This is a genomic window from Micromonospora sp. NPDC049559 (genome assembly GCF_040676675.1).
Classification (GTDB): domain Bacteria; phylum Actinomycetota; class Actinomycetes; order Mycobacteriales; family Micromonosporaceae; genus JBFAPK01.
In genome coordinates, this window is the sequence record NZ_JBFAPK010000006.1 from 52,542 (window position 1) to 65,105 (window position 12,564).

At 75.3% G+C, this 12,564-nt stretch carries 9 protein-coding genes; 8 read left to right on the forward strand and 1 reads right to left on the reverse strand.

Translation table 11 applies throughout. From position 1 onward, the window contains the following. Positions 1–26 precede the first annotated feature (26 nt). The 4 genes from AB0J86_RS10245 to AB0J86_RS10260 all read left to right on the forward strand — a co-directional run bounded on the left by AB0J86_RS10245 (position 27) and on the right by AB0J86_RS10260 (position 3,842). Complete coding sequence (locus tag AB0J86_RS10245; protein WP_363855522.1) at positions 27–509, forward strand: YbaK/EbsC family protein; 483 nt, start codon at positions 27–29, stop codon at positions 507–509. 732 nt (positions 510–1,241) lie between these two features. Continuing rightward, entirely contained in the window at positions 1,242–1,694 is a 453-nt protein-coding gene (locus AB0J86_RS10250; RefSeq protein ID WP_363855525.1) for an SAV_6107 family HEPN domain-containing protein, read from the forward strand. Between the two features lie 88 nt (positions 1,695–1,782). After that, positions 1,783–2,514: a hypothetical protein gene (locus AB0J86_RS10255; protein WP_363855528.1), complete on the forward strand. Its 732-nt coding sequence runs from the start codon at positions 1,783–1,785 to the stop codon at positions 2,512–2,514. Between the two features lie 221 nt (positions 2,515–2,735). Beyond that, complete coding sequence (locus tag AB0J86_RS10260; protein ID WP_363855531.1) at positions 2,736–3,842, forward strand: pectinesterase family protein; 1,107 nt, start codon at positions 2,736–2,738, stop codon at positions 3,840–3,842. Positions 3,843–4,068: 226 nt separating this feature from the next. On the opposite strand, the gene AB0J86_RS10265 is transcribed toward AB0J86_RS10260, so the two are convergent. Next, a complete protein-coding gene (locus tag AB0J86_RS10265; RefSeq protein ID WP_363855534.1) occupies positions 4,069–4,902 on the reverse strand; it encodes an LppX_LprAFG lipoprotein in 834 nt (277 codons plus the stop codon). A gap of 311 nt (positions 4,903–5,213) precedes the next feature. On the opposite strand from AB0J86_RS10265, the gene AB0J86_RS10270 reads away from it, so the two are divergent. The 4 genes from AB0J86_RS10270 (at position 5,214) to AB0J86_RS10285 (ending at position 12,411) form a co-directional block, all read left to right on the forward strand. Beyond that, a complete protein-coding gene (locus AB0J86_RS10270) occupies positions 5,214–6,779 on the forward strand; it encodes a DNA polymerase Y family protein (protein WP_363855537.1) in 1,566 nt (521 codons plus the stop codon). A gap of 126 nt (positions 6,780–6,905) precedes the next feature. Continuing rightward, positions 6,906–10,337, forward strand: coding sequence for an error-prone DNA polymerase (locus tag AB0J86_RS10275; protein ID WP_363855540.1), 3,432 nt, complete (start codon positions 6,906–6,908; stop codon positions 10,335–10,337). A gap of 98 nt (positions 10,338–10,435) precedes the next feature. Further along, positions 10,436–11,194, forward strand: a complete 759-nt coding sequence (locus AB0J86_RS10280) for a methyltransferase domain-containing protein (protein ID WP_363855543.1) — start codon at positions 10,436–10,438, stop codon at positions 11,192–11,194. A 44-nt stretch (positions 11,195–11,238) separates the two neighbouring features. Continuing rightward, positions 11,239–12,411, forward strand: coding sequence for a nucleotide pyrophosphatase/phosphodiesterase family protein (locus AB0J86_RS10285; protein ID WP_363855790.1), 1,173 nt, complete (start codon positions 11,239–11,241; stop codon positions 12,409–12,411). The last annotated feature ends 153 nt before the right edge of the window (positions 12,412–12,564 follow it).

Below are 12,564 nucleotides of genomic sequence, written 5' to 3' on the forward strand. Positions count from 1 at the left end.
GACGGCCCGCTGGGTACGCTGATCACATGTCCGGATCCGCGCTGGCCGCCGTCTCCGCCGCCGGGATCGCGCACCGCGTGATCCGCCACGGCCCGGTGGGGAGCGTGGCCGAGGCCGCCGCCGTCCGCGGCGTCGAGGTCCGCGACGTGGTGAAGACCATCGTGGTACGCCGGGCCGAGGACCAGTTCGTCTTCGTGCTCGTACCCGGCGACCGGGTGATCTCCTGGCCGAAGCTGCGCGGCCTGCTCGGCGTCAACCGGCTGTCGATGCCGGACGCCGGTACGGCCAAGGAGGTCACCGGCTACGAGCGGGGCACCATCACGCCGTTCGGGTCGACCCGGGCGTGGCCGGTCGTCGTCGACGAGCGGCTGCGCGGCCGGCGCATCGGCCTCGGCGCCGGCGAGCGGGGTGTCGCCATCGAGGTGGCGGCCGACGAGGCGGCGGCGGCCCTGGACGCCACCTTCGCCGACGTCACCGACCCGGACCCGGCGCTGCCCGGCGCGGCGTAGCACGCCCGCCGCCTGCCGATCCCGCCGTCTGCCGATCCCGCCGTCTGCCGATCCCGCTGTCTGCGGATTCCGCCGTCTGCCGACTCCGTCGTGTGTCGACTCGCCGGCCCCGCCGTCCGCCGACCCTCCGACCCCTCGACCATCCGCCGACCCTCCGACCCTCCGCCGACCCTCCGACTCCTCGACCCGCCCGCCGGTGGACGGTCGAGGGGTCGGATACCGGATCTCCGGTCGCCAGTCAAGATCGCACCGGCCGAGGATTTTTCCGGCAGATCCTCCCGAGCCGGGCGAGTCGCGCCCCGGGGGGCGGGAAATCGAAGCTCGGTTCTCTCGTGGTGTTGCACTTTCGTCGGGGGCGGGGTGTAGTCTCTCCACTAGTTAGAACGCGTGTTCGATTGGCTCGAACGTTCGTTCCAACGGGCGAGGGGTGGTGTTTCGCGGCTCTACTCCTCCGGCGCGGTTCCGCGGACCGCGCGGGCCCCGGGCAGTCGCGAGCCCGGGCCCCATCAGGCAGGACCGTCGTCCGCCGCCCACGACCCCCGGGCGGCGGACGACGGACCCGCCGGTTCGGCCGGCCGGGTGTGGTGTGGGGAAGCGTCCACATCCGGCCGGCGACACACCCGGTGCGTCTTCCTCCGCAGCGGCCACGTGAACAACCGCAACGAACGCGTCTTCGCCCGGTCGGCCCGGGGTGGCGCGGGTGAAAGTTGGCGACGCGGAGGAGACCGTCCCATGCCGACCAATCCGGCTCAGGTACCCACGGTGCCGGCGCACATGCTGCCGCACCGCACCCCCGCCCAGCTACTCATGATCGCCCGGCGCGGGTTGGCGGAGGCCGCCCAGACCCGCCCCGACGGCCTGCGTTACGCGGCGGCCCACCTGGCCGCCCTGCGCGCGGCCGCGGCGATGCTCGCCGCCCGGGCCCGCCCCGCGCCCACCCGTCGCAACCGGGTCACCAGCGTCTGGGCGCTGCTCGTCCTCGTCGCCCCGGAACTGGGCGAGTGGGCCAACTTCTTCGCCACCGGCGCGACCAAGCGGGCCGCCGCCGAGGCGGGCATCCCCCGGGTGGTGACCGCCCGGGAGGCCGACGACCTGCTGCGCGCGGCCGAACAGTTCGTAGCGGTGATCGAGGTGGCGCTCGGCGTGTCCCACCAACCCCCGCTCGACGGGCTCGCCGCCGCCTGAGAGGCGCCCGGTCGGGCCGCCCCGACCGGCGGCGCCGAGCCGGAGGTGTCGCAACAGCAACTCGACAACGGGGACGGGGGAGTACGACATGGCGGGCCGGATGGTGGTCGGCTCCACCGCGCTGGCCGGCCTGGTCCGCCCCGCGACCGCCCCCGATCCGGCCGCAGCCCATCGGATGCTGCCGGTACTGCCCGAGTTGACCGGGCTGCTCCCCGGCCGAGGGCTGCGCCGGGGAAGCACCATCGCGGTTGCCGCCGGCCGTCCGGCGCCCAGCGGCGGTACCTCGCTGGTGCTCGCGCTGCTCGCCGAGGCGTCCCGCGCCGGATCGTGGTGCGCGGTGGTGGGCGTACCCACCCTGGGACCGGCCGCCGCCGCAGAGGTCGGCATCGCCCTGGACCGGCTCGCCCTCGTACCGCATCCCGGCCCGGAGTGGGCCACCGTCGTCGCCGCCCTGATCGACGGGGTCGACGTCGTCGTCGTGGCCGTACCGGGGACGGTGAGCGCCTCGATCGCCAGCCGGCTGGCCGCCCGGGCCAGGCAGCGCGGCAGCGTGCTCGTCCCCTACGGACAGTGGGACGGGGCCGACGTGACGCTGCGGGTGATGCGTGGCGTCTGGGAGGGGCTCGGCCAGGGGCGGGGCCGGCTGCGCCGGCGCGAGGTGACCGTCTCCGCCCGGGGGCGTGGCGCGGCGTCGCGCCCCAAGGAGGTCCGGGTCTGGATGCCCGGCGATCGGCCGGCGCGGGCGGGGGCCACCCCGCCGGGCCCGGCGGGCGCGGCGGCGACCGGGCACCGGACCTCGCTCACCCTCGTCGGCGAGTAGGCCCCGTCCTGTCGATCCCGCCCCGGCTCGACATGATGGGCAGGACACGGCCTTGCCGGAGCGTAAGCCGCTTCCACCGCGTGTCCCTCTCCGCCGGCCATGTGAATCGATGATTGTCTCTTGACTCCGGAACCCGGCCGGGCATAGCTTCGAGCGAGAAAGCGCTTTCCTTGCTCTGTCGCCGCCGCCTCGTCGTCTCGACGACCGGAAGGGGTAACCGCATGCTGGGTTCGCAGCGTGGCCGTCGACGTCGCCCCGGCCCGCCGGCGCGCATCCCCGAACTCCTCGGCGCGGCCCTGGCCGGTCTCGCGGCGACGCTGGCGATCGCCGGCGCGCCGCCGGCATCCGCGCTCCCGGCCGGCCGGACGCTCCTGGTCGCCGCGGACGGCAGCGGCCAGTTCACCACCGTTCAGGCGGCCGTGAACGCCGTACCCACCGGCAACACCCGGCGCTGGACCATCAACATCCGGCCGGGCACGTACCGGGAACTCCTCACCGTCCCCTCGGACAAGCCCTTCGTCTCCTTCGTCGGTACCAGCGGGAACGCGGCGGACGTCGTGATCACGTACGACAACGCCAGCGGTACGCCCAGGCCGGACGGCAGTGGTACCTACGGCACGACCGGCAGCTCGACGGTCTTCATCGACGGCGACGACTTCACCGCGCGGAACCTGACCTTCGCGAACTCCTTCGACGAGGCGGCCCACGACTACGCGGCGGAACAGGCGGTCGCGGTCACCACGCGGGGCGACCGGCTGGTCTTCGACAACGTGCGTTTCCTCGGCAACCAGGACACCCTCCAGCCGAGCAGCCCGGACGCCGGCACCGTGAGCCGGTCCTACTACCGTCGCTGCTACGTCGAGGGCGACGTCGACTTCGTCTTCGGGCGCGGCACCGCGGTCTTCGACCGGTGCGAGATCCGCTCGTTGAACCGGGGCTCGTCCAGCAACAACGGGTACGTGACCGCGGCGTCGACCAGCATCGCCAACCCGTACGGCTTCCTCTTCACCCGCTGCCGGCTCACCGCGGCCCCGGGCACCTCCGCCGGGAGCGTGTACCTGGGCCGGCCCTGGCATCCCGGCGGCGACGTGAACGCGATCGCCCAGGTGCTGTTCCGGAACTCCGTGCTGGCCGCCCACATCAAGGGCGCCCCCTGGACCGACATGTCCGGCTTCTCGTGGCGGGACGCCCGGTTCGCCGAGTACCGCAACACCGGGGCCGGTGCCACGGTCACGAGCGACCGGCCGCAACTGCCCGACGCCCAGGCGCCCGACCACACGGTCCGGCGGTACCTGGCCGGCGGCGACGGCTGGGATCCCCGGTACTGACATCCCCCGATCCCGGAATCCCCGGGCACGGGGGAAGCCCGCGTAGCCGACGCGACGGGTCGGCGCAATCCAAGACCGGATAGATCGCGTGGCACTGCCACATGCTCGAACGCGAGGGCAACGAGACGATGCGTCCGTTCCAGGTCGGCTGACGCACCGGCCCTCGACGCGCGTTCCGCCCGCCCGGTGGACCCGGACGGGCGAAACGACGGTGGAGCTCCGTGCGTCAGCTCCCGGTGGGGAGCTTGAGGCCCTTCAACATCTCGGCGAAGTCGGTGGTCTCCGCCGCGGCCGGTGCCGCGACGGTCACCGGCTTGCCGTAGTCGGTGTAGTCGACGGTCAGGTCGCTCATGGTGCCCATGACCATGTGCACCCGACGAGGCTGGTACTGCTCGTCGACCCAGAGGTCGATCTTGACCTCCTTGACGCCGTTCTTGGTCAGCTGCTCCTCGACCTGCTTGCGCATGGTGGCGTCGACCTGCCCCAGGTACGTGCCCACCGGGCTGGTGACGGTGTAGTGGACCGTCTTCGCCCCGTTCACCGTCTCCTCACCGACGACGGTGACCCCCTCGCTGGCGAGCAGCGTCCTGACCTGCTTGGTCGGGTCGATGTCCTCGAACTGCTTGGTGAAGTCCATCCCCGCCTGCGCCCCGATCGTGCCCAGGTCCATCTTCAACCAGGGCTTGCCGCCCATCTCCTTGCGGTCGGCCTCGGGTACCTGGATGTAGATGGCGGTACCGATGATCCGCACGGTGGTCGGGCCCTCGCTCGGGTCGGACACCGTCATCTCGACCTTGAGCGGGTCGCCCAGGTCCATGACGCCCTGCATCTTGAGTTTCTCGCCGGCCATCGTGCCGTCCGCGGTCATGGTCACGGAGTTGGCCTTGTCGGTGGCGTCGATGGTCTTCTGCAGCGAGCCCTTGAGGTCGCTGGCGAGCAGCTGCAGCACGGTCGGCTGCTTCGGCGCGTCCGACGGGCCGGTGGTCGAGCCGCAGGCGGCCATCGCGAGCACCGTGCCGGCGGAGACCGTCAGGACGGCGGCGTTCTTCCAACGTGACACGTGTCAGTTCCCCCCGAAGGTTGTTGGGGATCCTCCCCATAGACGCGCGACACGCTATCCCAACCGGACAACCGGACCACAACCGTATTCGACGGTACGGGCCGCGCCGCCCGCCGCGCCCGCCGTCGCGGTGCCGTCACGCCCGCCGTCGCGGTGCCGTCACGCCCGCCGTCGCGGTGGCGGTCGCGCCCGCCCCCCGCCCGTCCCGCGCCGCCCGCCTCACCCCGGCGTCACGGGCGGGCGGGTCGGGGCAACGCGAATCGAACACGCGTTCTAAGATCCTCATATTCGCTGGTCGAGGGGGGTGTGCGGTGGCGCCGGTACGGACGCTGGTGGTCTGGTGCCCGGACTGGCCGGTGCTCGCCGCCGAGATCGTCGACGGGGTGCCAGCCGCCGGGCCGGTGGCCGTACTGCGCGCCAACCGGGTGGTCGCCTGCTCCGAGGCGGCCCGCCGCGACGGGGTGCGCCGGGGGCTGCGCAAGCGCGAGGCGCAGGCGCGCTGCCCGCGGCTGACCACGATCGAGTACGACCCGGGGCGCGACACCCGGGCCTTCGAGCCGGTGGTCGCCGCGATCGAGGCGGTCGTCGCCGGGGTGGAGGTGACCCGGCCCGGTGCCGCCGCGCTCGCCGCCCGGGGACCGGCCCGCTACTTCGGCGGCGAGGAGCAGGCCGCCGAGCGGATCGTCGAGCAGATCGCCGAGGCGTGCGCGGTGGAGAGCCAGGTCGGCGTCGCCGACGGGGTCTTCGCCGCCGGGCTGGCCGCCCGTACCGGACGGATCATCCCGTCCGGCGGCACGCCGGAGTTCCTGGCCGGCCAGCCTCTCGAGGCGCTCGCCCGGCCGGCGCTGACCGACCTGCTCCGCCGGCTCGGGCTGCGTACCCTCGCCGACTTCGCCGCGCTGCCCGCCGCGGACGTCCTGGCCCGGTTCGGCTTCGACGCGGCACTGGCCCACCGGCTGGCCGCCGGCCACGACCACCGGCCGCTGGCGGTCCGCCGCCCACCGGCGGACCTGGAGGTGACCGAGACGTACGACGAACCGCTCGACCGGGTCGACGCCGCCGCGTTCGCCGCCCGGACGCTCGCCGAGCGGCTGCACGCCACCCTCGCCGGACACGGTCTGGCCTGCACCCGCCTCGGCATCGAGGCGGTCACCGCGCACGGGCAGGAGCTGCACCGGGTCTGGCGGCACGACGGGCTGCTCACCGCGGCGGCGATCGCCGACCGGGTGCGCTGGCAGCTCGACGGCTGGCTCACCGGGACCAACCGGCGCCCGGGCGCCGACGTGCGCGGCGTCCCGCCCCGCCCCACCGCGGGAATCGTCCGGCTCCGGCTGGTCCCCGAGGGGGTGCTCGCGCACGCCGGCCTCCAGCCCGGGCTGTGGGGCGAGACCGGCGAGGAGCGGCAGCGGGCGCACCGGGCGCTTAGCCGGGTACAGGGCATCCTCGGCCCGGAGTCGGTGGTCACCGCGGTCCTCGGCGGCGGGCGCTCCCCGTTGGACCAGGTCCGGCTGGTGCCCTGGGGCGACGAGCGCACCCCGGCCCGCCCGACGGCGCCCTGGCCCGGCCGGATCCCGCCGCCGTCGCCCGCGCTGGTGCTGCCGGCGCCGCTGCCGGCCGCCGTCTACGACAGCTCCGGCGAGCCGGTACGGGTCAGCGCGCGGCTGGAGGTCAGCGCCGCCCCGGCCCGGCTCGCCATCGGCACCGCGCCGCCGGTGGCGATCGTCGGCTGGTCCGGTCCGTGGCCGGTGGACGAGCGCTGGTGGGCGCCGGCCGAGGCGCGGCGGCGGGCCCGGTTCCAGGTCAGCCTCGCCGACGGCGGCGCGCTGCTGCTCTCGCTCGCGGCGGGGCAGTGGTCGGTGGAGGCGGTCTATGACTGAGCGCATCCGGGCGGAACGCCGCCCGGGCGAGCGCCGGCCGCGGGCATGCCGGACCGAGAAGCGCCGACCGGGCGAGCGCCGGCCGCGGGAGTGCCGGGCCCGGGCCGGCCGGACCGGGGTGCGGCGATGAGCTTCCACAACCCACGGATGTCCTGGTCGGAGCTGGAACACACGCTCTCGGGGCGGGCCGGCACCGGCCGCCCCGGCGGTCACCTGCACGTGGTGGACCCGCTCGCGGAGGAGCCCGAGTCCCCGCCCCGCAGCCGCAGCCGTGCCCCGTACGCGACCCCGGCGCGACCGGTCGAGCCGGTCGAGGGCGCGGTCCCGTACGCGGAGCTGCACGCGCACAGCAACTTCAGCTTCCTCGACGGCGCCAGCCACCCGGAGGAGTTGGCCGAGGAGGCGGCCCGGTTGGGGCTGACCGCGCTCGCGCTGACCGACCACGACGGCTACTACGGCGTGGTCCGGTTCGCCGAGGCGGCCCGCGCGCTGCGGCTGCCCACGATCTTCGGCGCCGAGCTGTCGCTGAGCCCGCCGGACCGGCCCGGTTCCGGCCCGGAGAGCGCCCGGGGGCCCGACCCGGCACCTGACCCGGCACCCCGGCGGCCGGCCGAGCCGCGCGGCGGTGAGCCGGACCCGCTCGGACGGCACCTGCTCGTCCTGGCCCACGGCCCGGAGGGGTACGCCCGGCTCGGCCGGACCATCGCGCGGGCCCAGCTGCGCGGCGGGGAGAAGGGTCGCCCGGACTACGGCGACCTGGAGGAGATCGCCGGGGAGCTGCGCGACCACGTGCTGGTGCTGACCGGGTGCCGCAAGGGTCCGGTACCGGCGGCGCTGCTCACCGACGGGGTCGAGGCGGCGGCCCGGGAACTCGACCGGCTGACCGCGCTCTTCGGCCCCGACACCGTGGCGGTCGAGCTGACCGACCACGGCGACCCGTCCGACGGCGACCGCAACGACGCGCTCGCCGAGCTGGCCGCCCGCGCCGGCCTGCCCACGGTCGCCACCAACAACGTGCACTACGCCGCCCCGTCCCGGCGCCGACTGGCGACCGCGCTGGCGGCGGTACGGGCCCGGCGCAGCCTGGACGAGATCGACGGCTGGCTGCCCTCGGCGGCCACCGCCCACCTGCGCGGCGGCGCCGAGATGGCCGCCCGGTTCGCCGCCTATCCCGGCGCGGTGGCCCGGGCCGCCGAGTTCGGCGCGGAACTCGCCTTCGACCTGCAACTGGTCGCCCCCGAGCTGCCCGCGTACCCGGTGCCGCCCGGCCACACGGAGATGAGCTGGCTGCGCCGGCTGACCATGGACGGGGCGCTGGAGCGCTACGGTCCGCGCGAGGCGCACCCGGAGGCGTACCGGCAGCTCGACCACGAGCTGAAGATGATCGAGGATCTGGGCTTCCCGGGCTACTTCCTGGTCGTCTACGACATCGTGACGTTCTGCCGGCGCGAGGACATCTACTGCCAGGGCCGGGGCTCGGCGGCCAACTCGGCGGTCTGCTACGCGCTGCGGGTCACCAACGTCGACGCGGTCCGCCACCAGCTCCTCTTCGAGCGCTTCCTCGCCCCCGAGCGGGACGGTCCGCCCGACATCGACGTCGACATCGAGTCCGACCGCCGGGAGGAGGTGATCCAGTACGTCTACGACAAGTACGGCCGCGAGCACGCCGCCCAGGTCGCCAACGTCATCTCGTACCGGCCCCGGTCGGCGGTGCGGGACATCGCCAAGGCGTTCGGCTTCTCACCCGGGCAGCAGGACGCCTGGAGCAAGCAGATCGACCGGTGGGGGACCGTGGCCGCCGTGGACGTCGACGACATTCCCGAGCACGTCGTCGCGTACGCCAACGAGTTGCAGACCTTCCCCCGGCACCTGGGCATCCACTCGGGCGGGATGGTGATCTGCGACCGGCCGGTGATCGAGGTCTGCCCGGTGGAGTGGGGGCGGATGCCGGGGCGCACCGTGCTGCAGTGGGACAAGGACGACTGCGCCAACGCCGGACTGGTCAAGTTCGACCTGCTCGGGCTCGGCATGCTCTCGGCGCTGCACTACGCGTACGACATGATCGAGTCCACCCTCGACCTCAGCTCGATGTCCCTGGACGACCCCGAGGTCTACGAGATGCTCTGCCGGGCCGACACGGTCGGGGTGTTCCAGGTGGAGAGCCGGGCGCAGATGGCCACCCTGCCCCGGCTCAAGCCGCGCGAGTTCTACGACCTGGTGGTCGAGGTGGCGCTGATCCGGCCCGGCCCGATCCAGGGCGGTTCGGTGCACCCGTACATCCGGCGCCGCAACGGCCAGGAGCCGGTCACCTACCCGCACCCACTGATGCGCAACGCGCTGGAGAAGACGCTGGGCGTGCCGCTCTTCCAGGAGCAGTTGATGCAGCTCGCGATCGACCTGGCCGGCTTCGACGCGGCCGGCGCCGACCAGCTGCGCCGGGCGATGGGCGCCAAGCGCTCGGCCGAGCGGATGGCGCGGATCCGGGACCGGCTCTACGCGGGCATGGCCGAGCGCGGCATCACCGGCGAGGTCGCCGACGACGTGTACGTCAAGCTCTCCGCCTTCGCCAGCTTCGGCTTCCCGGAGAGCCACGCGATGAGCTTCGCCTACCTGGTCTACGCCAGCTCCTGGCTCAAGCGCTACCACCCCGGCCCGTTCCTCGCGGCGCTGCTCAACGCCCAGCCGATGGGCTTCTACTCGCCGCAGACCCTGGTCGACGACGCGCGCCGGCACGGCGTCGAGGTACGCCGCCCGGACATCAACGCCAGCGGCGCGAAGGCGGTGCTGGAGTCCACCCCGCAGACCCGGTGGGGCAGCGCGCCGGGCGAGCCGCCGCACCGTTGGGGGCTGGGCGGCCCGGCGGTGCGGCTCGGCCTGGCCAGCGTCCGTACCGTCGGCGCCGAACTGGCCGAGCGGATCGAGGCCGAGCGGACCTCCGGCGGGCCGTACCGGGACATGCCGGACCTGGCCCGCCGGGTGGGGCTGACCACCGCGCAGCTGGAGGCGCTGGCGACCGCCGACGCGTTCGCCTGCTTCGGGCTGACCCGGCGGGAGGCGCTCTGGGCGGCCGGCGCCGCCGCGCAGGAGCGGCCGGACCGGCTCCCCGGCACCGTCGCCGGCGCCGCCGCGCCCACCCTGCCCGGCATGGAGGCGGTGGACCGGCTGGTCGCCGACGTCTGGGCGACCGGGCTGTCGCCGGAGAGCCACCCGGCCCAGTTCGTCCGCGAGCAGCTCGACGCCCTCGGCGCGGTACCGATCGCCCGGCTCGCCCGGGTCGAGCCCGGCCGGCGGGTACGGGTCGGCGGCGTCGTCACCCACCGGCAGCGGCCCGGCACCGCGGGCGGGGTCACCTTCCTCAACCTGGAGGACGAGACCGGCATGCTCAACGTGACCTGCTCACCGGGGCTGTGGCAGCGCTACCGGAGGGTCGCCCGGACCAGCGCGGCGCTGGTGGTGCGCGGGCGGCTGGAGCGGTACGAGGGGGTGACCAACCTGGTCGCCGACCGGCTCGATCCGATCACCCCGCCGGTCAGCCCCGCCTCCCGCGACTTCCGCTGACCGGCCCGCGCCGGGCCGATGCCGGGCCAGTGGCGGGCCGGCGCCGGGCCAGTGGCGGGCCGGCGGCGAAGGACGGCACATGCCCTAGGCTCGTCCGGGTGGAACGAACACACCCACGGTCCGGGCCCCCGGCCGGCCCGCACACCGCGCCGCGCACCGCCCTGGTCTGGGCCGTGCTGCGCCGGGAACTCGACCGGCACGCCGGGCGCGAACTCGCCGTACTCGACGTGGGCGGCGGCACCGGCGGGTTCGCCGTACCGCTCGCCGAGGCGGGTCACCGGGTGACCGTGGTCGACGCCAACCCCGACGCCCTCGCGGCGCTGACCCGCCGGGCCGCCGAGGCCGGGGTCGCCCCCCGGGTCAGCGCGGTGCAGGGCGACGGCGACGCGCTCGCCGACCTCGTCGAACCGGCCAGCGCCGACCTGGTGCTCTGCCACGCCGTACTGGAGGTGGTGGACGACCCGGCGCGGGTGGTCGCGGCCATCGCCACCGCGCTGCGCCCGGCGGGCGCGGCCAGCGTACTGGTGGCCAACCGGGCCGCCGCGGTGCTCAGCCGGGCGATGAACGGCTCGCTCGACGCCGCCGCCGCGCTGCTCGCCGACGCCGCCGGCCGCGCCGGGGCCCGCGACACGCTGCGCCGCCGCTACGACGCCGCCGGCGCGTCGGCGCTGCTCGGCGCCGCCGGGCTGGAGGTCGAGCAGATCCACGGGGTACGCGTCTTCGCCGACCTCGCCCCGGCCGCCGCCGCCGAGCAGGCCCCACAGGCGTTGCTCGACCTGGAGGCCGCCGCCGCGCAGCTCCCGCCGTACCGGGACATCGCCGCCCAGCTGCACCTCTTCGCCCGCCTGCGACCGTGACCGGCCCCGTCGGGCCGGACCCGGACGGCCGCCCGGCCGCCGAGGTGCCGGCCCTGCCCGCCCCGCCGGCCGGCCCGTTCGACCAGGTCCGACCGCGCTACGGCGAGCGGAGCCTGGCGGACGTGCTCCCCAGCGCGCTGGCCGTGCTCGACGTGCCCGGGGCCGCCGACCCGCTCGGGCTGGCCGGGGCCCTCGACGGGGTGCGCCGGATCGCCGTCCTGCTCGTCGACGGGCTCGGCTGGCACCAGATCCCCACCGCCGCGCCGTACGCCCCGGCCCTGGCCGAGCTGGCGGCCCGGCACGGCCGGACGCTGACCAGCGGCTTCCCCTCGACGACCCCGACCAGCCTGGTGAGCCTCGGCACCGGGGTCGCCCCGGGCGCGCACGGGGTGCTCGGCTTCCGGGTCAACGTGCCGGGCACCGACCGCGTGCTCACCCACATCAACTGGACCGACGACCCCGACCCGCTGCGCTGGCAGCCGGTACCGACGCAGCTGGAGCGGGCCGCCGCGGCCGGGGTGGCGGTGACCGTGGTCAGCCGCCCGGAGTACGCGGGCAGCGGCCTCACCGTCGCCGCGAACCGGGGCGGGACCTACCGGGCGGCGGCCGACCCGGGGAGCCTGGCCACCGGGATGCTGGCCGCCCTCGGCGCCGGCACCGGGCCGGCCCTGGTCTACGGCTACCACCCGGACCTGGACAAGCAGGGCCACCTGGCCGGCGTCGACTCGCTGCCCTGGCGGCAGGCCGCCGTCGAGCTGGACCTGCTGCTCACCCGGCTGGTCGACGGGCTGCCCCGGGACGCCGCGCTGCTGGTCACGGCGGACCACGGGCAGCTCAACATCCCGTACGAGAACCGCCTCGACGTCGACGCCGAACCGGGCCTGCGGGCCGGGGTGCGGCTCGTCGCGGGCGAGCCGCGCGTGCGCTACCTGCACGTGCGCCCCGGCGCCGAGCCCGACGTGGTCGCCGCCTGGTCGGCGGAGCTGGGCGGGCGCGCCTGGGTGGCCGGCCGGGCCGAGGCGATCGCCGCCGGCTGGTTCGGCCCCGTGCCCGAACCGCACCGGCGGCGCGTCGGCGACGTGGTGGTCGCCTGCCTCGGCCCGTACGCCGTGCTCGACAGCCGCACGGACAGCCCGGTCGAGGCGCGGCTGGTCGCCTACCACGGCTCCTGCACCGCGGCCGAGATGACCATCCCGCTGCTGGTGCGCCGCGGCTGACCCGTTCGCCGGTACGGCCGAGCGGCACCGTTCCCGTCCGTCACTCCGCACGGATCGTGTCGACGTCGACCACGCTACGAGTTCCAGCGCGCTCGAAGTCAACCGCGCCCAGCCGGGCCGGGGCCGTCCCGCACGGGCGCGTCGTACCCGGGG